Here is a 25519-nt window from a genome sequence, read left to right on the forward strand (position 1 = left end):
TCGGGTCTGGTCTACGGCGACGGGGCGAAGAACGAGGCTTTCGGCCTGGCGACGAAGCATTCCGACGACGACCTGCTGCTGCAGGGGTGGGGAGGGAGCAAGTTCGACTTCGATTCGAATGTCGACGGCCCGACCCAGGGGTGGCTGGTGCAGTCGGTTGTGCTCAAGGCCGGGGCGTTCAGCCATTTCCTCGACGGCGCGGTGATCCAGAGCGGCGAGCACACCTTCGCCACCGATCTGAAGCAGCTTGTGATCGGCGCGGAGATCGCCGGTCTCGGCGAGAGCGAACTCGAGGTCGGCGCGGCGCTGATCTACGACCGCGCCCTGACCGAGCCCGAACGGATGCAGGTCGAGAGCTACCTGCAAACCAAGTACATCACCGGTTCGGGCGAGGCGAACCTGTTGGCGGCTGCGGTGAGCGCCGTCGACACGGCGCCGGAGGATCCGGCCCTGCTCGCCGACGCGGCGCCCGACGCGTCGTTCAACGACAGCGCCCCCGAGAACGCCCCGCACGAAGCGGCCGGTTCGGGCGGCGACGACATGCTCTACGCCCGCAGTGGCGGCGATTGGCTCGACGGGGGCGCGGGAAATGACCATCTCTTTGACGGACAAGGGTCCGACACGATGATCGGCGGCGCCGGCGCTGACGAGTTCGTCTTCCACGGAAACCACAATAACGCCGGCGAGCGCGACCTCGTCGCCGATCTCAACTTCGCCGACGACGACCGGCTGGTGTTCGTCGAATTCGACCCGGGAACGTTCAACCCTGACGACAAGAACACCGTCGAGGAGGGCGCCGGCGCCTCGGTGCTCAGCGTCGAGGGGCTGCTTGGCCTTGACGACTTGAGCGGGGTCTCGTTGCACCGCCTCGGCGAGGCGCATGCGCTGCTCCGCATGGATCCGGACATGGGCGGCGCCAGCGAGATCGAGCTGATGTTCGGCGGAGCGTCGGCCGCCGAGTTCGAGATGCGCTGGCTCGGAGCCTGAGAAGCAAGAAACCGCCGCTTGGCCGAGCGGCGGTTTCTCCGCCCATCTGCGACGGCGTTTTCATCAGGCCGCTTCTCCACAAAGCCGACCCTCCCAACCCACGTTAGCGTCGGCGACCCGCCGCAACGGGTGCACGCCGCGAACACCATCCTCACCTTGCCGATCGGCGACGCCGACCAAACAACGCGCCTGTCGGTGAAATACATCGACGCCGAAGGTGACCGCGCGTTTGTAGACTTCCACTCTGGATTGAGTTCCTTCTGCGGGCACACGGAATCCATGCGAAGGAAGAACGATGAAAAGCCGTTTCACCGGGACAGGCCTCGACAGCCTGATCGGAATTATCGAGACGGACGTAGGTATCAAACGCAAGATATCCGCGCCCGAAATCGATGCTGGCGCTCAGGCCGCCGGCGAACTGAACCACCTGATCGTCGATGGCATCCGCGAGCTGGGGCTGGCCAATGACGGCGCGATCGACGCTGCGGATCTGCGCGGGCTTGGGGACTGGGTCCGGGCGAGCTCGGCGCGCAACCAGACCTATCTCGAACTCTACGGCGCCGAGCGCAACGGCGCGGAGACCGGGTTCCAGCTGGTCGAGAACGAGGACAGCAGCGCCCGCCTCTTCGGCAAGGACGCGGTCGACGAGGTCGCCAGCGCGATTTACAGCTTCGGCTTCGGCGATCGCAACGGCCGCCTGCTCGACGTGGACGGGGACCTCTACCGCTCCGTCATCCTGACCGCGAGCTGGCTCGACAAGCTTCTGACCGACGCGGACATGGAGGCCCTGAGCAACCCTGGTGGCAGCCTCGTCGTCGAGGGCACGACGGGCACCGGGCTCGATCAGCTTGTGGACATCATTCAGACAGACCCGGGCCTGATCCGCAACGTCTCGCGGACCGACATCGCCGAAGGCGCACGCGCCGCCGACGGGATGAACAACATGTATCTCGACGGGATGAAGGCCCTGGGCCTCGCCAACGACGGCGCGATCGACCGCAGCGACGTGACCGCCATCGACGCCTGGATTCGCGAGGACGCGGGCCGCCACGCCGAGTTCCTCGATCTCCATGAGAGCTACCACCTGGTCCTTCACAAGGGGGCCGACATCGCCCAGATCGCCGAAGTGGACGATGGCATCCATCCCCATGTCGGCCACGTGATCAACCACGGGATGAAGGGGCTGTACCAGGTCGGGCTCGGCGTCGAGAAAGGCCGTATGCTCGACGATGATGGCGTTCCGCATATCTCGACCGGGGTTCCGGCGGACTGGCTCGACCAACTCCTGACCGACGCCGACATGGCGGCCCTCGGCAACCCCGACATCGATACGTCGGGCACGACGGGGACCGGGCTCGATCAACTCGTGGACGTCATCCAGACCGACCCGGGCCTGATCCGCAACGTCTCGCGGGCCGATATCGACGAGGCCGCTCGCGCCGCCGATGGAATGAACCAGATGATCGTCGAGGCGATCGATACGTTGGGCCTGGCCGATGACGGCAAGATCAGTTCCGACGACGTGAAGGAGATCAGCTCCCACATCCAGGCGAGCGACGCCCGCGCCGATCAGTTCGAATTTCTCTACGGAGAAGACAAGAACGGCGTCGAGACCGGATTCCAACTGGTGTTGGGTGACGGCGGAACCGACAAGATGTTTGGTCGTCACGCGGTGAATACGGCCGCCGATGTCGTCTTTCACGTCGGCTTCGAGGTCGAGAGCAACCGCTTCCACGACGCGGACGGCGATCTGAGCAGCTATTCGGTCTATCGCGCCGCCGATTACATCGACGATCTCTATTTCGCCTGAGATCAGCCTTGGCCGGCCCCTGCGAGGGGGCCGGCTCGCCGCATGCGCGCGTCGCTCCGGCGCAGCCGAAGCCGGCTAATCGATCTTGAGCGCCGCTTCGCGGCGGCGGCGAAGCCTCGACGCGAGCCTGAGAAACCGGCGCTCGATCAGCAGATATGCGATATACGCCGCAACGAGCGCCGCCACACAGGCGCAGATCACATAAATGGGCGCATAGGCTGGCGAGACCGGCAGGACCCGCTGCCATATCATGGTCATCGGCCGAAGAACGAACCTGTGACTGAGATACAGGGAGTAGGAACTGTCGCCAAGCGCGGTCAAGAGTTTCGGCGTCCGCGCGTCCAGCCGCTCCGGCAGCAGGAGAACGGCCGACCCGACGATGAGGGCCGCCGGCCCCCCGGCCAACAGAAAGCGCGGCGCGTCGGCGAGCAGCCGCCCTTCGGCGGCGAGGGCGTCCAGCCAGATCAGCAGGCCGAACCCCAGAACGACGCCCCCCGCGCTGACCGCGAAGCTCGCACGATGCGCGAGCCGGCCGCGCTGAAGATAGGTGTAACCGATCAAGGCGCCGAAAACGAATTCGAGCGTCAGCGCGTTGGACCAGAAGTCCAGCGGCGTTGAATCGAAGTCGACGACCGCGCCGAGCGCCGAGTAGGCCGTGAAGAAAAGGACAAGAAAGAGGACGGCCCGGCGCAACCCGAATGCAAGCAAGGCTGAGAATATCACATAGAAGTAGATCTCATAGTTGAGGGTCCAGCCCAGCGAAAGCACCGGCGCGACCCGGCCGTCATAGCGTTCGTAAGGGATGAAGACGTAGGAATTGACGATCTGGGCGATGTCGAGTTGCGTATCCTTCACTCCCTCGGGAAACACCAGCAGGGCGGCCACCATCAGGCTTGTGTAGAACCAGTAGAGCGGCACCACGCGAAGAAATCGTCGCTTGAGGAAGACGAGCGGCGGAACGGAGTTCCGCCCGTCATAGGAGGCGACGACGATGATGAACCCGCTGATGACAAAGAAGAGGTCCACGCCGCGCGTCCAAGGCAGATCCTTGAGAGGGAATGTCGTAGAAAAATAGTGTTCCGCCTCGGCGAGAGAGTGCCCGATGAGGACCATCAGCGCCGCTATCCCGCGGAGAGCCTGAAGGCCGAGTATCTTCCCATTTGTTTTTCCAGTCATCTTTGAGTCCAAACCCTCGCGAAACTCGTAGGCGACCTTACGCCAACGAACGATCATCGCGAAGGAGTTTGGAAGAGGCTCAGAGAGTGAGGAATGGGCGCGCCGCTCCAGACCGGACAGATGCGGCCCGCAGGCGCGCCAAGGCTTGTTCGGTCGGGGGCGCCCGATTAGGATGGCGTGGCTGGTTCGGATCTGTTCAGCGCGCCGCCGGCTTTCTCTCTCGGCCGCGTCGTTCGAGCGGGTGGCGGATGATTATGTCCTGACGCATGCGGCGCCCAGTGGAGACGTTCGGATGAAGCGGAGCCGTTCGCTCTACCTTTTGGCGCCTGCTCCGCTCGTGCTGTTCGCGTGGCTTTTCGTCATGACCGGCGTCGCGTTTGGTTATGCGGCGCGAAACGATCTCCACGTCATGGTCCGAACCATGGAGCTGAACGGGATCGACTTCGACTTTTCCGCCCTGGGGATCGCATGGATAGGCATATGCCTTCTGATCGTCGTCATTCTCGGATCCGTATCGACGCGAACCATTGATCGCGACGCGCGGCCGATCAACGACCCTGGCGACCTGTCGCGGGCGGTTCGCATCGCGGCGCTCGGGCATGTGATCACCGTTCTCATCGTGATCGTATGGATTCTGACCAGCGCGGCCCAGGCCGGCGGGATCGACAGGCTGATCGCGCTGGCGGCGGAGCAGGAGACCGACGCGGCCAGAGACATCATTCTCGACAACAAGTTCTTTCCGGGCATGCGGCTCCTCTATACGGGCCTGACGGGCCTCGGCGTCTTCGGCGCCTGCGTGTTCGCGGTGAATTTTCGGAGTCCTGATCGTATCCGCAAGGACATGGCGATCGGGATCAGCATGTTCATCGTCTCCGCCGTGGCGTTGTCGATCCTGCCGATCTTCCTGTCACAGCGGATCCTGCTGGTGGAGATGGTGCTGAGCACGTTTGTCGGCGCCTCGATGGTGGCGGGTCGGCCGTTCCACCTCAGATATGCGGTGGTGCTGGCGGCGCTGCTCTTCGCGGTCTGGTCGCTCCGCGAGGCGGTGACCGTCGGGCCCTGGGCGTCCGAATATTCCGCGGCGCGCATCGGCGGAGAGAAGCTGCTCTACTATCTCGTCAACGATTTCTACAATTCCGTGACGCCCTTCTCGACGGAGTTCGACAAGACCTACGGCGTCTACAGCTTCAATTTTCTGCTGCAATTCTCTGGCGCGGACGGCGTGGTCTCAAATGCGTTGGGCGACCGGATCGTCGCGGTGGAGCGATTGCGGGCTGGAGGCGTCTTTCCGGCCTTCACGGCGCCCTATGTCGATTTCTCGTGGCTGGGGGCTTTCCTCATCGCCGGGTTGATCGTGCTCTTCACCTGGGTGTTCAACCGGGCGCATCGAAGCTTCGCCTTCGCCGTCGTCTACGGGCAGATCGGCGGAGCGATGCTCGTCACGCCCCATGTCGCCTGGTATTCGCACCACAATTTCACATACAATATCCTGCTGACATTGTTCATCTGCGCCTTCATCCGCAGGCCGAAGCCCGCGCGCGAGCCGGACCTCGGGAGCAATGGGCTGGCGTGACGGCCGCCTCGGCCTAGCGACGCCGCCGCGAGAGCAGAACCGTGGCGACGCGGGACGCCCCGCCGCTGACGAGCAACTCCAGCGCCTCGGCGACCGCGGCGGGGCGGGAGGCGTTTCGGCGCACCACGACGAGAACGGCGTCTGAGAGCCGCGCCAGGATACGGGCGTCCGGCAACGTCCCGACCGGCGGCGCGATGACGATGACGACGTCGTATTCCGAGGCGATCTTCTCGAGGCCGGCGCGATTCCGATCATAGGCGATCAGGTCTGCGTCGTCGCTGAGCGCCTTGGAGGCGAACAATATGTCGAGCCCGGAGTTCTTGTCCTTCGTGATGGATTCTCTGAGATCGGTCTTGCCGATGAGAACGGAATTGAGGCCCGGGCCGGTTGGAACCCGGCCGAACGCGCGTGCGGAGGGGTCGGCGTCGATCAGCAGGACCTTCCGTCCGGCCTGCAGGAACGACTGCGCCAGAAGATACCCTGTGGCGCTCTTGTCCTCCCCTTTTTCGGCGGAGGTCAGCAACAAGACGCGCGGCGCGGAGTCGCGCGATTCGAGCGCAATGGCGATCCTGAGCGTGCGCAGGCCATCGGCCAGAGGCGACGCGCCGCGCCGACGCAGCTGTCGTTGAAGGCGCGGCAGCCGCCGGCGCAAAGGCAGAGGAATCCGCGCCAGAACCGGGATTCCGGTCACACGTTCGAGCTCGCGCGCCGATGAGACGACAGGGAACAACGCGTTGAGCAGCAGCGCGAGTCCCGACGCCAGCGCCAGACTGCCGACGCCCGCGACCGCGAGAATGAGTTTGCGTTGGGGAGACGCCGGGAACGCCGGCGGGACGGCCGGCGATATCACGGTGGCTTCCGGCCAGAACGGGTCGACCGCGTCGACGGCGACCTGCCGCTTCAGGCGTTCAAGCATGGCTTCGTAGGCTGCGAGGCTCGCTGCGGCCTCGCGCTCGGAATCGCGCAACGCCTGTACTTCGTCGGTCTGATCCGAATAGGCGGCGAGAAGGCCTTCAAGCTCGGTTTCGGCGCGCACGACCTCGCTGCGGACCTCCTCCGCGGCCGTCGCCACCTCGCTGCGGGCGCGCTCGACCAGCGCGCCGAGGCGCCCGATGTCGGTCTCCGCTGCGGCGTCGATCTCACGGGCGAGATCGCCTGAAAACTTCCGGAGCGCGCTGCTTGTCTCCGCGTCGAGCGCCGTCCGCCCGGACGCCGCGCCAAGTCTCTCCTCAAGATCGGCGAGGCGGCGCGCCTCGGCCTGAGACGTCGCCAGGCGTTCCCGCAGGAAGGCGATCTTCACCGCCATCGAGTTGAGCGACGAGTCGGCGCCGGGCGAGACCAGCGCCCGCTGCTGGGAGACCCGGTTCTCCGCCTCGCGCACCCGCTCGCGCAGGTTCAATGTCCGGCGCTCGAGCCAGGATACGGCGTCTTCCGACGCGGTGAGGCGGCGGCCGGTCCGCTCCTGAATGAAGAGATCGGCGATGCCGTTGGCGATCGCCGCGGATTTTTCCGGTCCCAGCGTCTCGACGGTGACGGAGAACACGTAGCTGTTCGACACCAGCGAGACATTGACCTGACCGAGCAGGGTCGAGACGGCCGCGATGCGGATCTGCTCCTCGGAGGGGGGCGTCTCGGCGCTCGTCTCGGGGTCTCCGGGCTCGGTGAGCCACGGGTTGAACTCCGGGTCCTCGAGAAGGTTCAACTCGTCGACCACGACGTTCATCAGGTTGCGCGACGTCACGATCTTCATCTCGGTGTTCAGCGTCGCTTCCGATGGCGCCACCGCGGCCGCCGGCAGGTCGCTGACGACGCTCTGACGGCTGAAGTCGAAATAGACCTCGGCGCTGGCGATATAGGTCGAGGGAATTGTCTGGAGGACAAGCCAGGCCGCCGAGACGCCGGCGGCGACGATCGCCAGGATGAGCAGGCGCCAGCGCCAGAGCGTTGCGACAAGGCCGCGCGCGAGCCCAAAGAGGGAGTCGTCGTCTTCGACCGCGCCTGAACGGCCATGATCGCGCTCCCGCGGCGCGGTTGGTCTGTTCCAGATGTTCCCAGGAGTGTTCATGCGCGTTCTGAACTCCAGATGGCAGCCTCTTTAATCGTATGGCGCAACGACGAGTACAACCAAGCCCTGATGGCGAAGAACGCCCCATATTGCAATGATTATCATCAGTTCGGCGCCATCGCGGGGCGCCATGAAAGGCCGGCGTCGCCCTTGCGTCATGTCACTCGCTGTTTGGGCGAAAATCGGTAGAGTGGACGCTGATCGCCGTGTTTGTGATCCGACGATGCCCCATATAAGGGGGGCGATGCCCCATATAAGGGGATGGGTCGGGCGAAGGCGCGCGTCTTGCGGGGGTGATGGTGTCTCAAGCGTGTCGGAGTTGTGGGGCGGCGGCGTCGAAACGCCCCATCTATTTTAACATGCGCTTCCTGACGCAGCCGCTTTCAGGCATGCAGCGTTATGCTGAGGAGTTGGCGGCTGCGCTGGACGCGCGCCTCGCCGAGGACCCGGAATATCTGGGCGGGGCCCGCGTCGTGGGCCTCGCGCCGGCTGGCGCGGCGCGTCAGCGCGACTGGCGGGCGATCGAGATCCGTCGCGTCGGCCGTCTCAAGGGGCACGCCTGGGAGCAAATCGAGCTTGCGCGGGCGGCGAAGGGGTGCGTTCTGGTCAGTCTCGCCGGATCGGGCCCGCTCCTCCATCCGCGCCACGTGTTCGCGGTGCATGACGCCAACCTCTTCGCCAATCCGCACTTCTACTCGCGCCCCTACCGCGCGTGGCACGGGTTCATCCGGCCGCGCCTCGCCGGTCGGGCGCGGGCCCTGATCACGATCTCCGCCTTCTCCCGGGGCGAGTTGGCGCGCTGGTGCGATCTGCCCGAAAGCCGGTTTGAGATCGTGCCCGACAGCGCCGAGCATATCCTCGGCGTGTCGTCTCAACCGGACGTGCTCGCGCGGCGCGGGCTCGAAGCCGGGCGCTACGTGCTTTGCGTTGGGAACCAGAGTCCGAACAAGAACATCGCGCTCGCAATCGACGCCTTCGCCGCCGTCGCGCCCGAGGGGATGCATCTCGTTGTCGCGGGAGGCGCGCCTGCGGCGCTCGCGCGGGCGCATGCGGTCGAGGCGCCGTGGCTCAAGGCCCTCGGCAGGGTGAGCGATGGCGAACTCCGCGCGCTCTACGAGAGCGCGGCCATGTTTCTCTTTCCGTCGCTCTATGAGGGGTTCGGGGTGCCGCCGCTCGAGGCGATGGCGCTGGGTTGTCCGGTGGTCTCTTCCGACAGCAGCGCCATGCCCGAGGTTCTGGGCGACGCGGCGCTCTTCTTCAGGAGCGGCGATGCGGACGCCTGCGCGACGCGGATCCGCGAGGTCCTGTCGCTCGACGCCGCCGGCCGGCGGCGCATGGCGGAGGCGGGCCGGGCGCAAGCGGCGCGCTATCGCTGGGTGGAATCGGCTGACCGGCTGAGGAAAATCCTGCGCGCGATCGAGGCCGTCTGACATGCGGCCGCGCCTCCGCCTGATCGGGACCATCGCCCTGGGCGCGGCCGCCCTTGTCTCGGCGGCGATGATCACCGGCGAGGCCCCGGCCCGCGGCGCGAATGGGCTCGACGAACGCGCGGGCGCGACCGCGGGGGTCTGCCGCACATTGGCGGAAACGTGGCGTGAGGCCGGCGGCGTCCCCGATCAGGTGGAGATCGCGGGGCGAAGCCGGCCGGTCCTCGATCTCTCCAGCCGGGGCGTCGTGCCGGGCGTCGACATCCAGCATGCGCTGCAGGCGGCCTTCGACGCGGCGGCGGCGATGCCCGAGCCGATCCTGTTTCTTCCGCCGACGCCGGCGGGCGAGCGGTATCTGCGATCGGGCCGGGTGACGCTGGCGGCCGCCGGGGCGGAGCTCTGCGGCTATGGCGCGCGCCTCGTCGGCGTGGACGCGGCGGATCTCGGGTTCGGCGTCGAGGCGGACGGGATAGGCCTCTACGGGCTCACCCTGGAAGCGCCGCCGGACGCCTTTTCGGACTGGGCGGAGCGCTGGCGCGGATCCTCCGGCGCGGGGCCGCCGCGCAAGTTCCTGTCCAGCGGCCGAAGGTTCGGGCTGTGGGCGAGCCATGTCATTCTCTTCGACGCGCGCGACGTCATCTTGCGCGACATGACGCTGCTTGGCGCCAGGCGGGGGGGCATGCGTCTTTACAGCGTCTCGAATGTTCTGATCGAGGGGGCCTGCGTCTATCGCCCCCACAGCGACGGAATTCATATCGTGAATGGCTCAGAGCATGTCACGGTGCGGGGAAGCCGCGTGATCGAGAGCGGCGACGATTGCATCTCCGTTGTCACCTATGACCGTGACGAACAGCCGCGCACGGTCAGCGACGTGCTGATCGAAGGCAATGTCTGCGCGGGCTCGCGGACGCGGGGGCTGACTGTGATCGGCGGCGACGATGTGGATATAATCGGCAACGAGGTGCGCGACACGTTGATGGCCGGGATCCTGCTCTACCCCTCTCCCAGCCACAACACCTACCCGGTGCGCAACGTCACCGTCGCGGGCAACCGGCTCGACGGCGCGGGCCTTCGGCGCGACAGGTGCAACAATTGCGGCGACGTCGTGGTCAACGACCCGGGCGGCATGATCGAAAACGTCACGATCGGCGAGAACGACATAGTCCGGCGGCCGACCGGATCCCCCGTCCGGACCGGCGCGTCCTGCGCGCCGGCCGGGCGATAGCGGAGAGCGATATGGCGGAGGCGGTGACATTCATCCACGCGCCGAAATGCGGCGGCACGTCCGTCGGATCGGCGCTCCGGGCGCGGTATCTGTATTCGCAGGCGACGATCTCGCTCAAGGAGAGCGCCGCCCTGCAGCGGCTGCTTTGGCCGGAGGCGACGGGGCTCGAACGATTTTACCGCGAATTCGAGGTCCGCGACATGATGATGGCGCGACTGGTCATGAAGGGGGTGCGCTGCATCTCGGCCCATGCGCGCTACAACCCGGCGCTTCGCCGCGCCGAGGAACGGACTCGCCGCTATGTGACGGTGCTGCGCGAGCCGGTGTCGAGGTTTGTCTCACATTATCTCTACCTCAAGCGGCGGCACCCTTCGAGCGTCGAAGGCGGCGGCGTCGAGGCCTTTCTTGAATCCGAGCAGGCGCGCCGCTTCGGCTCGGAGTACCTGTTCTATTTCGCCGGCCGTTATCAGGTGGGCGAGCCGGATGTGGGCGGGCTGGTCCGGACCGCGTGCGCCAACCTCGAGAGCTTTGACGTGGTGGGCGACACCGCGCGGATGGACGCGTTCCGCGAGGACGTGGGGCGGGCGCTCGGCGTGCGGCTCCTGAAGCTGCAACGCAACAAGCGGCCGGCCGGATCGCGCCCCGGCTTCTCTGAGGCGCAGCTCCGCCGGGTTCAGGAGATCTGCGCGCCCGATCTCGCGATCTACGAGCATGCGTTGTCTGCGAAAGCGGTCTCTCGCGCCTAAAGCGGCGGCGCAGCGCCATCCGGCCCCGCCGCGCGGCGCTGGTCAGCGCCACGGGCCGTCGGGATGCTCGGCGGGGTCGGTCCACGGCTCGCCCCAGCGCGAAAGCTCCGGATGCTCCGGGTCCCGCTTCGGGCAGCGCTCGGTGGATATCGCCGCCTTGGTGTTGGTGAGGCATGCGCAGACGGTGCAGATCTTCGCATCCTTGCCGACGACCACCTTGGCGCCCCGATAGATCAGGGTGTCGGGGGCGTCGGCCTGAAATTCGCAAGCGTTGCAGGCGGCCAGGCGGCGCTCGATCACCCAGGGCTTGGCCGGGCGCATGCCCTCCATCCCCCATTTCAGCACCGCGCCGGCGGCGTGAACCACGCTTTGGGCGGCGGATGGCGGGCGGGGCGCGTTGGCGGAGGTCGGGGCGGCGGAGGTCGGGGCGGCGGAGACCTGGACCTCGCCGGCGAGCAGGCGGTCGCGAATCGCGGGAAGCTTGCGCACGCCGATGAGCGCGCGGGCGAAGTCCGGGTCCCTTAACGCGCGGCGGGTCGCGGGAAGCGGCGCGGAGCCGTCCAGCTCCAGCAGCGCGCCGAGCCGGGCGGCCGCCTCCTCGATCGTCGCCGCGGCGGCGACCTCCCCGAGCGGTGAGGGATCAGCCATGACGTCGGGCGCTCCTTGAGTTGACGGCCGGATCTTCAGGACCGAGCCAACGTCGCGCGCCGCGCCGGCGCGGTCAAGCCGGGCCTCGTGCGGCGGCGGGTCCGGCGCGCCCGGCTGTCTGGCCCGGGAATAAGCGGCGGCTTTTCCGAGATGAACGCGAAGACGGCGGCGCGTCCAGAATGGCGCGCAAGGATCGAACGCCACTCCAGCGGCCCGGACTGAAACCGGGGCGGCCTGAAAAATCTCCACGGTTGGAGACGGCGGTCAGGCCGCGGAAACGAGCTCCGCGTAGACCTTTTCCGTTCCCTCGACGAGCGCCTCCGGTCGCCAGGCGCTGACATCCGTGGCGGCGGCGCCGGCGGCGAGCCGGGCGCGGAGCGGCTCGTCGGACAGAAGCCGGATGATCGCCTCCGCGGTGTCGGAGAGATCGTCGGGGTCGGTGACGAAGCCCGAGACCCCGTCCTCGACCACCTCCTCGATCCCCGGCACGCGGGTGACGACGACGGGTTTTCCGCCGGCGATGTACTGGACGACGACCCGGGGCAGCCCCTCGCGCATGGATGTGAGCAGGCAGAGATCGGCGAGCGCCACGAGCCGTCCTGGCTCGGAGTGAAAGCCGAGGAGCCGGACGTTCTTCTCCAGCCCGGCGTCGGCGATCGCCGCCTCGACATCGGCCCTGTCCGGCCCCTCGCCGGCGCAGAGGAGCCGCACTTCCGGAAAGCGCTCGACGACGCGGCCGAAGACCTCGATCAGGCCGCGATGGCGCTTTCTCGATTCGAGCGCGGCCAGCATCAGCAGGATCGGCGGCTTCGGCTCCCCATCTCCGACGCCAACGATCTCGCGCCAGTTCTCCGGCGGCGTGGCCCCGATGAAGGCGTCGAGCGGCATCCCGGAATAGACCACGTGGTGCTTGGCCGGGGCGCCGATCCCGGCGTCGAGATAGGCGTCCCGCATGCCGCCGCTGACGCTGATGAAGGCGTGCGTGACGCGCGCCGCCAGGCGCTCCGCCGTGAGATAGACGGCGCGCTCGAGCCGACCGACATTGACGAAGGGCGCGATGTGGACGCCGTGGACGATATGCGGCACGCCCGCGCAGCGCGCGGCGATCCGCCCCAGCACGCCGGCCTTGCTCTGGTGCGTGTGGACCACATCGGGCCGGATCGCCCGGAAGAGCCGCGTCATCTCGCGGGTGGCGCGGAGATCGGCGGCGAGGTCGATCGGCTGCACGAGGCTCTCGACACATTCGAGCCGGATCCGGCTTCCGAGCTTGGCGCCATAGCCGGCGTCGTGGTCCCGGCCGTAGACGAGCGTGACCTCGTGTCCCCGGTCGGCCTGCCCGAGGCAGGTTGCGATCACGTTCTCCTCCGACCCTGCGCGGAGGAGCCGGGTTATGACATGAACAATCCGAAGCGTTTTCAAGAGCCGCACCTTCACATCGTTGGCGGGCCGCCGAGGTTAATCGGGCGGGCGCTTGGGAGCAATGTTTGCAGGATCGGCCGCCACCTTTTCTCATTGTATTTCATTTGCCGCGCCGTCACCCGAAAAACTGAGGCGCCTCGTCTTCGGCGATGCGCCGCCCGGTCTTCCGAAACGCCGGCGAGGGCGCCGGCGTTTCTTGCGTGAAACACTCGCGCCCTTCGATCTTTTCGCCCGCATGGTCGCCCCGCGGCCCGCCGTTTTCATGATCTTTACGCTCCGGCCGCCTCCGGCTTGTACGCGCCCCCCAAAAAGGGGAAGGCGTAACAGGTTCTCTCCTCAACCCTTTTTGAAACGGACCCTCAAACGAGACGTCGGCGACTGGCGGGGTTCGGCGCGCGGTCCGCCGAATACCGGATGTCAGCGCCGCCGACTTGATCGAGGGGCCGGATTTTGTTGACACGTCACAAAATATCATGGATCGTTAACTTAGATCTCGATGGAATCGAAAATTACAAGAGATAAACTGGGGGGATACGATGAAATTCGGCGGGTTGACTCTGGCCGGGATGGCAGGCTTTGCGGCGGCGCTGCTGTCCGGCGGCGCATTCGCGCAGGATACGATCAAGGTCGGCGTGATCGTGGCGCAATCGCCTCCAGGATCGGTCGTTCAGGGGACGCAGGTCATCGACGGGCTCGAAATCGCCCGGGACATGATCAACGCCGGTGGCGGCGTCCTCGGCAAATCCATCGAGCTGGTCATCGAAGACGGGCAGGGTGTGCCGGAGCGGGGCCGCGCGGCGGCCGAGAAGCTGATTGAAAGCGACGGCGTCGTCGCCCTGACGGGCGAGCATCAGAGCTCCAACGTTCTGGCCGAGATCGAGGTCGCGCACCGGAACAACATTCCGTACATGAACACCAACGGCTGGTCGGACGACATCCGCAAGAAGGGCTACGCTCAGGTCTTCAACCCGTCCAACTACAATTCGTTCATCTCCAAGGCGATCGCGCGGACATTGGCGAAGCTGGAGCTTCGGTCCGTGGTGGCGTTCGCGGAGAACACCGATTACGGCATCGGCCAGGCGGAGCTTCTCGGCAGCTTCCTGAAGGAGTACGGGCCCGATATCGATTACCGCTACGAGACGCTGGACCGGGCGGCGAAGGACTTCATGCCCGCCGTGCTTCCGCTCCGCGCTTCGCCGCCGGACGCCGTGGTCAACATCATGCTGCCGCCGGCGGCCTATATCCTGATGAACCAGCTCTACGAGCAAGGGGTCGCGCCGTCCGCGGAGACGATTCTCTATGATGGCGCCGGGCTCGCGGATTATCCCGATTTCTGGGACAACGTCGGAGAGGCGGCCGTGACCATGGTGGAGTTCGGTCTTTTCCATCCGAGCATGGATCTGCCGGAACTCGGCCTGAAGGTCGGAGAGGAGTATCGCAAGCGTGAGAACACCGAGCCGAACCGGCTGATCTTCCAGGCCGCCGATTCGCTGTTCCTGATCGCCAACGCGATCGAGGCGGCCGGCTCGACCGACGCCGACGCGGTCATCGACGCGCTGCGGAAGACGAAATGGACCGGCACGCGCGGCGAGATCACCTTCAATCTCGAAGAGGGCAACACGTACCAGCAGTGGCTCGGCGTTCCCTATGTCACCTATCAATTGACCGAGAAGAATCAGCCGATCGCCGATGCGCCGCTGCTCGAGACGCCTGGAATGGAGCTTGATCCTTCCAAGGTGATGCGGCCCTAGGGGCTTGGCCTCGACCATGTCGGGCGCCGGCAGCGCAGCTGCTCGCCGGGGCGGGCGCGGCCGGTCTCGGGGGGCGCTCTCGCGCCTCTGCTGGGCGGCCGCGCGCGCCGGCCTCCGGACCCGGGCCCGATCCGACGCCGAAGGCCGGGGCCTGATCGCCCCGATCCGGTTCGGGTGGCTTCCTGCTAGAAATGGAGGCGTCGATGCTGGCGCTTGATCTCATCTTCCAGGGGCTGATCACCGGCGTCTTCTACGCCTTGATGGCCATTGGTCTGACGTTGATCTTCGGGATCCTGAAGGTCGTCAATTTCGCTCACGGCGAATTTTATATGGTCGGGGCTTATGTCTACACGATTGCCGCGTCGTCGTTGGGGATATCCCCCTGGCTCTGCCTGCCGCTCGCGCTCATCGCCGGCGCCGGGCTCGGGCTGCTGACCGAGCGGACCCTCATGCGCCCGCTCTATTCCGGCTACGCCTCATGGAGCATCATGAAGGACGAATACGCGATCATCGTCACGTTCGGATTGTCGCTTCTGCTCATCAATCTCGTCGATAAGGTGGTCGGCCCGTACCCGGTTCGCGGCCCGGACCTGATCGACGTGCAGCGCATGACCATCGGCCCGTTCATGGCGAGCGGTCATCGGATCGCCGCGCTCGTCGTCGGCGTGATCATCGTCGCCTGCGTCCTCGCGTTCCTCCGCTATTCCTTCTGGGGGAAGCAGATTCAGGCGGTGGCCCAGAACAAGCTTGGCGCCTCTCTCGCGGGGATCGACACGGCGAATGTCAGCGCGCTGGTCTTCGCGGCCTCCGGCGGCCTCGCGGCGCTGGGGGGCGGCCTTCTCGCTCCGCTCATCAACGCCTCGCCGGATGTCGGCCTGTTCATCGCGCTGAAGTCCTATGTGATTGTCGTGATCGGGGGGATGGGGTCGATCGCGGGGGCGGTGCTCGCCAGCCTGTTCCTCGGCGTCTTCGAGAGCTTCGCCGCCGTCTACATATCGTATGATTACCGCGACACGTTCGCGTTCGTCCTGCTTATTCTGGTTCTCCTGCTTCGACCGGAAGGCCTGTTCGGGGAGAAGGGCCGCAGCGTATGATGCAAAGTTCTGAAGGCCGGACAAAGGTCGAATTCCTCGTCTCGATTTTCGTGCTCGTTCTGGTGGCGCTCGCTCCGCTGGTCGTGGGCAATGTCTATTGGCTGGGCGTTCTGATCGTATGCATGTATTTCGCGATGCAATCGGTCGGCTGGAATCTGCTCGCCGGCTATACGGGGCAGATGTCGCTGGCGCCGGCCGCCTTCGCCATGGTGGGCGCCTATGGCACCGGCCTGATGTCCTACCATCTCGGCGCGCCGCCCTGGATCGGCATTCCGGTGGGCGTCGTCACGGCGTTTTTCATCGGCGTCCTTCTCGGTTGGGTGGTGCTGCGCCTGTCCGGGGCCTATCTCGCGTTGACCACGCTCGCCTTCGCCGAGATCCTGCGCCTCGCCATCGGCAACTCCTATGGCTTCACGCGCGGCGATCTGGGCTTGAACGTCCCGGGGATCTTCGAGAGCCGGCTGTCCTATTACTATCTCATGCTCGGGGCGCTGACCTTCGTTCAGGTCGGGGTCTATCTTCTGCTCAGGTCGAAATACGGGCTGTATCTGCAGGCGATACGCGATGACGAGATCGCCGCGTCCAGTCGCGGTGTCGACGTCGTTCACTGGAAAACGCTCGCCTTCGCCATAAGCGCGGCGATCTGCGGGCTGGCGGGGGCGCTCTACGCCCATTTCGCGCAGCTCGTCAGCCCGGAGCTCGGCCTGATCCTTCAGACCGGTTTCGTGCTTTCGATGGTGGTCATCGGTGGGATCGGCACGATGAGCGGGCCGATCATCGGGGCGTTTCTGGTCTACATCGTGTCGGAGGCCCTGCGCGATGCGGGCGGCTACCATCTCATCGTGTTTTCACTCGCGGTCATCATCATCGCGAGGTTCTTCCGTGAAGGGCTTTGGGGGCTGATCAAGCTTCCATTCTCGCGGGAAAAACTGAAGCAGGCCAAGGCATGAGCGCGGCGCTTCTTGAGCTCGCCGGCGTCACCAAGCGCTTCGGCGGACTGGTTGCGGTCAACAATGTGTCCGCCTCCATCTCCGCGGGCGAGCTGCTGGGGTTGATCGGGCCGAATGGCTCCGGGAAGACGACCCTCATCAATATAATGAGCGGCCACCTGAACGGCGATTCCGGCAGCATTCGCCTCAATGGCGAGGAGTTGATGGGATTGAAGCCATACCGGATCGCGCGCGCCGGCGTGTTGCGCATGTTTCAGATGACGCGGCTGTTTCGGCGGATCAGCGCCCTGGACAATCTTCTGGTCGCGGGCAGGGCGCTCGGGCTCAGTCACGAGGCGGCGATGCAGCGCGCGTTGCTGTTGTTTCAGGATCTGAAGCTCGAGCATGTGATGGGGCTCGACGCGGGGCATCTTTCGGGCGGCCAGCAGAAGCTGCTCGAGTTTGGCGCCTGCTTCATGAAACCGCCGCAGGTCGCGCTGCTGGATGAACCTTTCGCCGCGGTTCACCCGACGATGCGCGATATCATGTCCGCGTTCGTGCGTGAGCGCCACGCGGAAGGGCAGACCTTCATTCTGGTCAGCCATGACATGCCGGCTGTCCGCGAGCTCTGCCCGAGATCGGTTTGCATGAACGCCGGCGAAGTGCTGGCCGACGGCGCGACCGACGCCATTCTGAGGGATAGGGCCGTGATCGAAGCTTACCTTGGCGGGCAAGTCGCATGAGCGCTCTTCTTGAGATAGAAGGCGTCACCGCCGGTTACACGTCCGACATCGATATTCTGCAGTCGGTCTCCATGGAGGTCCGCGCCGGCGAGATCCGCGGCCTCATCGGCCTCAACGGCGCGGGAAAGTCCACGGTCATGAAAACCGTCGCCGGCTTCCTGAAGCCGAAGGCGGGCCGGATCCGGTTCAAGGGCGACGATATTTCCGGCATCGACCCGCATCAGCTCGCCCGGCGGCGCATCTACATGATCCCGCAGGAAAGCAGCCTGTTCCCCTATATGAGCGTCCGGGACAATCTGATGCTGCCGCTCGAGCAACTCCGGCGCCTGCGCCCGGAGAGGCCGATTTCGACCGCGGATCGGATGCGCGAGGCCTATGCGCTGTTCCCGATCCTGCGAGAGAAGGAGAAGGATTCGGCGAGCTCCCTGTCAGGCGGTCAGCAGAAGCAGCTGGAGTTCGCCAAGGCGTTCGCCCTTCAGCCGGAGCTCTGCCTGATCGACGAGCCGTCCATCGGGTTGTCGCCGATCGTCGCGGAGCAGGTGTTCGAGTGGATAGAGCTTTTCGCGAAGCAGGATATGGCGATCCTTCTCGTCGACCATAACATCAGGCGCATCCTCAGCCTCTCCGACTACATATATGTCCTCAGCCTTGGCGCCGTCAGCGCCGAGGGGACGCGGTCGGACTTTCAGGGCGACATGATCGAGCAGGTGCGGGGCTGGATGGGGCTCAGTTAGAACGCCGCCGCTGGCGCGGGCGCGCCCGTCCGAGATGAGCGGCGGTCTTCAGCGTCTTCGCGGCGCCGGCGCCATGTCGCGGTTGCCGAAGCCGTGGCTCCGCGCGTAGTCTCGCCGCGCAATCTGGCGGAGGAGACGAGTATGGACGGAACAATCGACATCGACGCCAGAAACGGGGTCATGACGCTGCTCATGAACCGCCCGGAGAAGAAGAACGCGCTGACCGATGCAATGTATGGCGCGTTGGCGGATGGGATGGCGGCGGCGGAGGCGGATGACGCCATCGGCGCGATTCTCCTCGCCGGCGCGGGGGGAAGTTTCACCTCCGGCAACGACATAGCGGATTTCGCGAAGGCCGCGACGGGCGACGCGCCAAAGGTCGGGGAGCGCGGCGTGGACCGGTTCCTGAACGCGCAGATCGACGGCGCCAAGCCGCTGGTCGCGGCGGTCGAGGGGCTGGCCGTCGGCGTCGGCGCGACGACGCTTTTCCAGTGCGATCTGGTCTATGCGGCGGAGACCGCGGAGATCCGGACCCCGTTCACCGATCTCGGGTTGGTGCCCGAGAACGCGTCCTCCTATCTCGCGCCGCGGCTGATGGGGAGCCACCGGGCGTTCGCGCTGCTGGCGCTTGGCGAGCCGCTGTCGGCGCGGGCGGCGGAGGCGGCCGGGCTCGTCAATCGGGTCGTTCCGGCCGCCGAGCTGATGGATGTCGCGTTCGACGCGGCGCGCCGGCTGGCGGCGAAGCCGCGCGAGGCGATGGCGGCGACGCGCGCGCTGCTGCGGGGCGATCCGGCGGCGATCAAGGCCATCTCTCTTGAGGAGAGGCGGATTTTCGCCGAGCGGCTGAAATCGGATGAAGCCCGCGCCGCGTTCGCGGCGTTCATGACGCGGAAACGCTGACCGACGCGCCCTGGCGGCGCGATTGACCCGAACCGGCCCGCATGACCCGATGCGCGGCCGAATGGCGCAAAGGATTTGTGATGACGAATGAAGGCGGGGCGTCGACTGCGGGGCGCGGAAAGTGGGATTTCTGGATCGACCGCGGCGGCACCTTCACCGACATCGTCGCGCGCGATCCCGAGGGGGGAATCAGGGCGCACAAGCTTCTCTCCGAGAACGCCGAAGCTTACGCCGACGCGGCGATCCAGGGCATCCGGGACCTGATGGGCGTCAGCGCCGACGCGCCGATCCCGGCCGGGCGGATCGCGGCGGTCAAGATGGGCACCACGGTGGCGACAAATGCGCTGCTGGAGCGGAAGGGAGATCGGACGCTTCTTGTTATCTCCAAAGGGTTCCGGGATGCGCTTGAGATCGGATATCAGGCCCGGCAGGACATTTTCGCGAAAAAGGTGATCAAGCCCGAGCTTCTCTATGAAGAGGTGATCGAGATCGAGGAGCGGGTCCGCGTCGATGGCTCGGTGGAGGCGGCGCCGGACCGGGCGCAGGTCCGCGCCGCGCTCGAAGCGGCGCGCGCGAAGGGGATCGACGCCTGCGCCATCGTCTTCATGCACGCCTACGCTTTCCCGGATCATGAGCGGATCGTGGCCGAGATCGCGCGCGAGGTCGGCTTCGGGCAGGTCAGCGTCAGCCACGAGGTCTCGCCATTGATGAAGCTGATCGGGCGGGGCGACACCACGGTGGTCGACGCCTATCTCTCGCCGATCCTGAAACGCTATGTCGAGCGGATCGCCGCGGAGCTCGATCCGGGCGGCGAATCCGGCGTGCGGCTGATGTTCATGCAGTCGTCCGGCGGGCTGACGGCGGCGTCGCTCTTTCAGGGCAAGGACGCGATCCTCTCCGGCCCGGCCGGCGGCGTCGTCGGCGCGGTCGAGACGAGCCGGATGGCGGGCCATGAGCAGATCATCGGCTTCGACATGGGCGGCACCTCGACCGATGTCAGCCATTTCGCGGGCGACTATGAGCGCGCTTTCGAAACCGAGGTCGCCGGCGTCCGGATGCGGGCGCCGATGATGCGGATCCACACCGTGGCGGCCGGCGGCGGCTCGATCCTTCATTTCACCGACGGGCGCTTTCAGGTCGGCCCGGACAGCGCGGGCGCCGATCCGGGGCCGAAATGCTATCGGCGCGACGGGCCGCTGGCGCTGACGGACGCGAACGTGATGGTCGGCAAGCTTCGGCCGGAAAATTTCCCGGCGATCTTCGGCCCCGCGCAGGATCAGCCGCTTGACGCGGCGGCGGTGCGCGCCGCGTTCGATGCGCTGGCGGAAGAGATCGGAGACGGCCGGAGCGCGGAGGAGGTTGCGGAGGGCTTCATCGCCATCGCCGTCGAGAACATGGCCAACGCGATCAAGAAGATCAGCGTTCAGCAGGGACATGACGTCTCCGGCTACGCGCTGACCTGTTTTGGCGGCGCCGGCGGGCAGCATGCATGCCGCGTGGCGGATGCGCTGGGGATGAAAACCGTTCTTATTCATCCGCATAGCGGGATTCTTTCAGCCTATGGAATGGGGCTCGCCGATATCCGCGCCAACCGGGCGCAGGCGGTGGTCGAGACGCTCGACGCAGATTCGCTGGGGCGCGCCGGGCGGTTGATCGCCGATCTTCGCCGGGCGGCGGAGGACGAGGTCGCGGGGCAGGGGGTGCCGCGCGAGGCGATCACGAGCCATGAGCGGCTTCATCTCCGCTATGACGGCACCGACACGCCGCTTCCGGCGCCGTTCGGCGCGCTGGGCGACATGCTCGCCGCCTTTGAGGCGGCGCACAAGGCGCAGTTCGGCTTCACCTTCGACGACAAGCCGGTGGTGATCGAGGCGGCGGAGGTCGAAGCGGTCGGCGGCGGAGCGCGGCCGGATGAGCCGGAGGCCGAGGCGACGGCGCAGAAGCGGGAGCCGGAGGAGCGTATCGAACTCTTCACCGAGGGCGCGTGGCGCAAGGCGGAGATTCACGCGGATCGCGCGGGCATGAAACCAGGCTGCGCCATCGACGGGCCGGCGTTGATCGTCGAGCCGCATCAGACCGTGGTGGTGGAGCCCGGCTGGCGCGCGGAGGTGACGAAGCTGAACCATATCCGGCTGACGCGGGTCGAACCGTTGCCGAAGGCGCAGGCGATCGGCTCAAACGCCGACCCGGTGATGCTGGAGGTTTTCAGCAATCTCTTCCGGTCGATCGCCGAGCAGATGGGCGTCACGCTGCAGAACACGGCCTATTCGGTGAACATCAAGGAGCGGGTCGATTTCTCCTGCGCCATCTTCGCCGGCGACGGCTCGCTGGTCGCGAACGCGCCGCACATCCCGGTGCATCTCGGCTCCATGGACCGTTCGGTCGAGACCATCATCGCGCAGAATCCGGAGATGCGCCCGGGGGACGTTTTCGCGCTGAACGCGCCCTATAATGGCGGCACCCATCTGCCTGACATCACCGTGGTGACGCCGGTGTTTGACGAGGCGGGCGCGGAGATCCTGTTTTATGTGGCGTCGCGCGGGCATCACGCCGATGTCGGCGGCTCGGCCCCGGGCTCGATGACGCCGCTGGCGACGACGGTCGATGAAGAGGGGGTCCTCTTCGACAATTTCCATCTGGTCGACCGAGGCCGGTTCCGGGAGGCGGCCCTGGTCGAGTTGCTGACGGATCATCCCTGGCCGGCCCGCAACGTTCATCAGAACGTCGCCGACCTGAAGGCGCAGATCGCCGCCAATGAGAAAGGCGCGCAGGAGCTTCGGCGCATGACCGCGCATTTCGGGCTCGATGTGGTTCGCGCCTATATGGGCCATGTGCAGGACAACGCCGCGGAGGCGGTGCGCCGGGTGATCGATGCGCTGCATGACGCCGAGGCCGAAACCGTGACGGATCAGGGCGCGCGGATCAGGGTGAAGATCAGCGTCGACCGCGAGGCGCGCGAAGCGGTGGTCGATTTCACCGGAACGTCGCCGGTTCAGAACACCAATTTCAACGCGCCCGAACCGGTGACGCGGGCGGCGGTGCTCTATTGCTTCCGGGTGATGGTGGCGGGCGACATCCCGATGAACGCCGGCTGTCTCCGCCCGATCCGCATCGTGATTCCGGAAGGTTGCATGCTCCGCCCCGAATACCCCGCCGCGGTCGTAGCCGGGAATGTCGAGACGTCTCAGCATGTCACCAATACGCTTTTCGCGGCGCTCGGAGTGATGGCCAACAGCCAGGGGACGATGAACAATCTCACCTTCGGGAATGACGAATATCAGTATTACGAGACGATCTGCTCCGGGACCCCGGCCGGCGACGGCTTTGACGGGACCGACGCCGTGCAGGTTCACATGACCAATTCGCGCCTGACGGACCCGGAGATTCTGGAGTTCCGCTTCCCTGTCCTGCTGGAGGATTTCCATATCCGCCGCGGCTCGGGCGGGCGCGGGCGCTGGAGCGCGGGAGGCGGGACGCGGCGGCGGATCCGTTTCCTGAAGGAGATGCAGATGGCGATCCTCTCCTCGCATCGGAAGGTGGCGCCGAAGGGGCTGAACGGCGGCGGGGACGGAACCGTCGGCGCGACCGAGATCCGCCGGCTTTCCGGCGAGATGGAAGTGTTGAGAGGCTGCGATCAGACCGTCATGAAGGCCGGCGAGGCGGTGATCGTGACCACGCCGACCGCCGGCGGCTTCGGGAGGCCAGCCTAGGCTGGCGCGTCGATCAGGTGTTGGATTTCGGCGCCGACGACCATGCTGGCGACCCGCCCGAAGTGGCGGGCCCTCAGCCGCCCCCTGCGGTCGATCAGCAGAAGCGTCGGCGTTCCCTGAAGCCCGTAGGCCTGCATCGTGAGCGGCAGCGGGCCGCCGTCATGGCGATCCACGCCGACCGGAAACCGAACGCGGAATTCATGCAGAAACGCCCGGAGCGAGACCGGCGTCATCGCGTCGTGATGCTCGAACACCGTATGAAGGCCGAGAACCGCGACGTCCTTGTCGGAAAAGGTCGCCTGGATCTCGAGCGCCTGCGGGACGCCGTCATGAATGCAGCCGGGGCAGAGCATCTGGAACGCCTCGATCGCGACGACGCGCCCACGGAGCGCCTCCAGCGTGATCGGGCGCTCGGTGTTGAGCCATTCGGAGACTGCGAGTTCCGGCGCCGGCGGCGCGTCGCGCGCGGCCATCAGGCGCCTCCGGCGAGCCAGCGGCCGTTCGTCGCCGCGCCGGTCTGATAACGGCTCGCAGCCGCCCGCCGGGACGTCGCGACACGGGCCGCCACATCCCGTTCAAAACCCTTGCGCGCCTTGCCGCGCGCGAAGCCGCTCTCGGGGGCCGGAGTGATGAGGGTCGGGAGCCGAGGTTCAGCCATAGGGTATCCCGTCATTTATATGCGGACGCCATCGCATGCGGCCGGGAGCCTCAAGCGCCATCCGACCCGCTCCACCAACCTGGAGCCGCCCCGACTATAGCAGCGGCATGGGGCCGCTGGGCGTGAACGCGCCGATTGAGACAAAACATCGCATCCGGCCCGCGATCCCGCGCCCCGTCGCCTCGTCGCCACAACAGTTTGGCGACAGGAAAATCATTCTAAATCCACTCCATGCGCCGACGAGTGAATCCAACGCGCAAAATAGGAGGCGCGCCTCGGGAAAGGCGGCGTCAGTCGACGCCGAGCTTCCGCCTGACCAGCGCGCCGGCCGTCTGCGGGTTCGCCTTGCCGCCGGTCGCCTTCATCACCTGACCGACGAACCAGCCCGCCATGGAGGGTTTCGCGCGGGCCTGCTCCGCCTTTTCCGGGTTGGCGGCGATGACGGCGTCGACCGCCGCCTCGATCGCGCCGGCGTCGGTGACCTGCTTCATGCCGCGCTCTTCGACGATGGCGGCGGGCTCTCCGCCTTCGGTCCAGAGGATCTCGAACAGCTCCTTGGCGATCTTCCCCGAGATCTCTTTCGACGCGATGAGGTCGATCACGCCGCCGAGCTGCTCCGCCGAGACCGGGCTTTCCGTGACGCTGAGCCCTTCCTTGTTGAGCCGGCCGAATAGCTCGTTCACCACCCAGTTCGCGGCGGTCTTGCCGTCGCGCCCCTTCGCCACCGCCTCGAAGAAGTCGGCGTCGGCCACATCGGCGGTGAGCACGGACGCGTCATATTCGGTCAGGCCGTAATCGGCCACGAACCGCGCCTTCTTGGCGTCGGGAAGCTCGGGCAGGGTCGCGGCGATCTCGTCGACCCACTCCTGGCTGAATTCGAGCGGCAGCAGATCCGGGTCGGGGAAATAACGATAGTCATGCGCCTCCTCCTTGGACCGCATCGAGCGGGTCTCGCCTTTCTGGGGGTCGTAGAGGCGGGTCTCCTGATCGATCGCGCCGCCATCCTCCAGAATTGCGATCTGCCGGCGGGATTCATAGTCGATCGCCTGCTGGATGAAGCGCATCGAGTTCATGTTCTTGATCTCGCAGCGTGTGCCGAGATGGCCGAAGTCGCCGCTCTCGCGGAACCGCTCGAAGGCGCCGGGGCGGCAGACGGAGACGTTGACGTCCGCCCGGAGACTGCCCTCCTGCATGTTGCCGTCGCAGACCCCGAGATAGCGGAGGATCTGCCGCAGCTTGCGGACATATTCCGCCGCCTCCTCAGGGCCGCGGATATGGGGGCGCGAGACGATCTCCATCAGCGCGACGCCGGTGCGGTTCAGGTCGACAAAGGAAAGCGCCGGATCCATGTCGTGGATCGATTTGCCCGCGTCCTGCTCCAGATGAATCCGCTCGATCCCGACCTTCCGCGCGACGCCGGGAGCCATGTCGACGATGACCTCGCCCTCGCCGACGATCGGATGCTTGAACTGGCTGATCTGATAGCCCTGCGGCAGGTCCGGATAGAAATAGTTCTTCCGGTCGAAGACCGAGCGAAGATTGATCTCCGCCTTCAGCCCGAGCCCCGCGCGCACGGCCTGCTCGACGCAGAATCCGTTGATCACCGGCAACATGCCGGGCATCGCCGCGTCGACAAGGCTGACATTGCTGTTCGGGGCGGCGCCGAAGGCGGTGGAGGCGCCGGAGAACAGCTTGGCCTTGGAGCGGACTTGCGCGTGCACCTCCATCCCGATCACCAACTCCCAATCGCCGGTCGCGCCGGAAATGGTCTTCGGTGTGGGCTCGGCATAGGCGAGTTCGGTCATCGGCGGCTCCAGTGCAGGGTTTCAACTTCTCTACTTCGCGCGCCGGCGGGCGGCAAGCGCGGCGCCGCGCTCCGCGGGCGACGAAATCCGGTCGTCGGAGATTGAAATCCGATCCATGG

General features: G+C 66.3%; 20 protein-coding genes. 13 read left to right on the forward strand and 7 right to left on the reverse strand.

Annotated features, from left to right (window positions below; all coding sequences use genetic code 11):
- Together WG921_RS09180 and WG921_RS09185 are read left to right on the forward strand one after the other, a co-directional pair.
- The coding region (locus WG921_RS09180; RefSeq protein ID WP_413788576.1) for a calcium-binding protein at positions 1–987 on the forward strand (987 nt) is incomplete at its 5' end.
- Positions 988–1282: 295 nt separating this feature from the next.
- Positions 1283–2797 carry a hypothetical protein gene (locus tag WG921_RS09185; protein ID WP_340108934.1) on the forward strand — a complete coding sequence of 505 codons (1515 nt, stop codon included), beginning with the start codon at positions 1283–1285 and terminating at the stop codon, positions 2795–2797.
- 75 nt (positions 2798–2872) lie between these two features.
- Here WG921_RS09185 and WG921_RS09190 read toward each other — a convergent pair whose 3' ends face one another.
- Positions 2873–3973, reverse strand: a complete 1101-nt coding sequence (locus WG921_RS09190; RefSeq protein ID WP_340108935.1) for an acyltransferase family protein — start codon at positions 3971–3973, stop codon at positions 2873–2875.
- A 172-nt stretch (positions 3974–4145) separates the two neighbouring features.
- On the opposite strand from WG921_RS09190, the gene WG921_RS09195 reads away from it, so the two are divergent.
- The gene (locus WG921_RS09195) at positions 4146–5546 is read left to right on the forward strand and encodes an O-antigen polymerase (protein ID WP_340108936.1); all 1401 of its coding nucleotides are present in this window, start codon (positions 4146–4148) and stop codon (positions 5544–5546) included.
- 13 nt (positions 5547–5559) lie between these two features.
- On the opposite strand, the gene WG921_RS09200 is transcribed toward WG921_RS09195, so the two are convergent.
- On the reverse strand, positions 5560–7611 hold the full coding sequence (locus tag WG921_RS09200) for a GumC family protein (protein ID WP_340108937.1): 2052 nt from the start codon (positions 7609–7611) through the stop codon (positions 5560–5562).
- 389 nt (positions 7612–8000) lie between these two features.
- Here WG921_RS09200 and WG921_RS09205 point away from each other — a divergent pair, with 389 nt between their 5' ends.
- From WG921_RS09205 to WG921_RS09215, 3 genes are read left to right on the forward strand one after another with little or no spacing between them, the layout of a single operon-like run.
- Positions 8001–9041, forward strand: coding sequence for a glycosyltransferase family 4 protein (locus WG921_RS09205; protein ID WP_340108938.1), 1041 nt, complete (start codon positions 8001–8003; stop codon positions 9039–9041).
- A gap of 1 nt (position 9042) precedes the next feature.
- The gene (locus WG921_RS09210; protein WP_340108939.1) at positions 9043–10263 is read left to right on the forward strand and encodes a right-handed parallel beta-helix repeat-containing protein; all 1221 of its coding nucleotides are present in this window, start codon (positions 9043–9045) and stop codon (positions 10261–10263) included.
- 11 nt (positions 10264–10274) lie between these two features.
- Complete coding sequence (locus tag WG921_RS09215; RefSeq protein ID WP_340108940.1) at positions 10275–11009, forward strand: sulfotransferase family protein; 735 nt, start codon at positions 10275–10277, stop codon at positions 11007–11009.
- 42 nt (positions 11010–11051) lie between these two features.
- On the opposite strand, the gene WG921_RS09220 is transcribed toward WG921_RS09215, so the two are convergent.
- Positions 11052–11657 carry a hypothetical protein gene (locus WG921_RS09220; RefSeq protein WP_340108941.1) on the reverse strand — a complete coding sequence of 202 codons (606 nt, stop codon included), beginning with the start codon at positions 11655–11657 and terminating at the stop codon, positions 11052–11054.
- A gap of 264 nt (positions 11658–11921) precedes the next feature.
- Positions 11922–13085, reverse strand: a complete 1164-nt coding sequence (locus WG921_RS09225) for a glycosyltransferase (RefSeq protein ID WP_340108942.1) — start codon at positions 13083–13085, stop codon at positions 11922–11924.
- A 527-nt stretch (positions 13086–13612) separates the two neighbouring features.
- Here WG921_RS09225 and WG921_RS09230 point away from each other — a divergent pair.
- The 7 genes from WG921_RS09230 to WG921_RS09260 all read left to right on the forward strand — a co-directional run bounded on the left by WG921_RS09230 (position 13613) and on the right by WG921_RS09260 (position 22937).
- On the forward strand, positions 13613–14827 hold the full coding sequence (locus WG921_RS09230) for an ABC transporter substrate-binding protein (protein WP_340108943.1): 1215 nt from the start codon (positions 13613–13615) through the stop codon (positions 14825–14827).
- 203 nt (positions 14828–15030) lie between these two features.
- Positions 15031–15921 (forward strand): branched-chain amino acid ABC transporter permease, encoded by an 891-nt coding sequence (locus WG921_RS09235; RefSeq protein WP_340108944.1) that lies wholly within the window; start codon positions 15031–15033, stop codon positions 15919–15921.
- Positions 15918–16871: a branched-chain amino acid ABC transporter permease gene (locus WG921_RS09240; protein ID WP_340108945.1), complete on the forward strand. Its 954-nt coding sequence runs from the start codon at positions 15918–15920 to the stop codon at positions 16869–16871. Before WG921_RS09235 ends, WG921_RS09240 begins: the two co-directional genes overlap by 4 nt.
- Positions 16868–17593 carry an ABC transporter ATP-binding protein gene (locus tag WG921_RS09245; protein WP_340108946.1) on the forward strand — a complete coding sequence of 242 codons (726 nt, stop codon included), beginning with the start codon at positions 16868–16870 and terminating at the stop codon, positions 17591–17593. The genes WG921_RS09240 and WG921_RS09245 overlap by 4 nt, the downstream gene beginning before the upstream one ends.
- Positions 17590–18327 carry an ABC transporter ATP-binding protein gene (locus WG921_RS09250; RefSeq protein ID WP_340108947.1) on the forward strand — a complete coding sequence of 246 codons (738 nt, stop codon included), beginning with the start codon at positions 17590–17592 and terminating at the stop codon, positions 18325–18327. The genes WG921_RS09245 and WG921_RS09250 overlap by 4 nt, the downstream gene beginning before the upstream one ends.
- A gap of 141 nt (positions 18328–18468) precedes the next feature.
- Positions 18469–19227, forward strand: coding sequence for an enoyl-CoA hydratase-related protein (locus tag WG921_RS09255; protein WP_340108948.1), 759 nt, complete (start codon positions 18469–18471; stop codon positions 19225–19227).
- Between the two features lie 80 nt (positions 19228–19307).
- Complete coding sequence (locus WG921_RS09260) at positions 19308–22937, forward strand: hydantoinase B/oxoprolinase family protein (protein ID WP_340108949.1); 3630 nt, start codon at positions 19308–19310, stop codon at positions 22935–22937.
- Here WG921_RS09260 and WG921_RS09265 read toward each other — a convergent pair.
- From WG921_RS09265 to gatB, 3 genes are all read right to left on the reverse strand, one after another.
- Positions 22934–23410 carry a redoxin family protein gene (locus WG921_RS09265; RefSeq protein ID WP_340108950.1) on the reverse strand — a complete coding sequence of 159 codons (477 nt, stop codon included), beginning with the start codon at positions 23408–23410 and terminating at the stop codon, positions 22934–22936. The two genes, WG921_RS09260 and WG921_RS09265, sit on opposite strands and share 4 nt — an antisense overlap.
- Positions 23410–23595: a hypothetical protein gene (locus WG921_RS09270; RefSeq protein ID WP_340108951.1), complete on the reverse strand. Its 186-nt coding sequence runs from the start codon at positions 23593–23595 to the stop codon at positions 23410–23412. Before WG921_RS09270 ends, WG921_RS09265 begins: the two co-directional genes overlap by 1 nt.
- Before the next feature lie 290 nt (positions 23596–23885).
- On the reverse strand, positions 23886–25400 hold the full coding sequence (gene gatB, locus WG921_RS09275) for an Asp-tRNA(Asn)/Glu-tRNA(Gln) amidotransferase subunit GatB (RefSeq protein ID WP_340108952.1): 1515 nt from the start codon (positions 25398–25400) through the stop codon (positions 23886–23888).
- Positions 25401–25519 lie beyond the last annotated feature (119 nt).

The organism is Paludibacillus litoralis (assembly GCF_037646705.1).
Lineage (GTDB): Bacteria > Pseudomonadota > Alphaproteobacteria > Rhodobacterales > Rhodobacteraceae > Pikeienuella > Pikeienuella litoralis.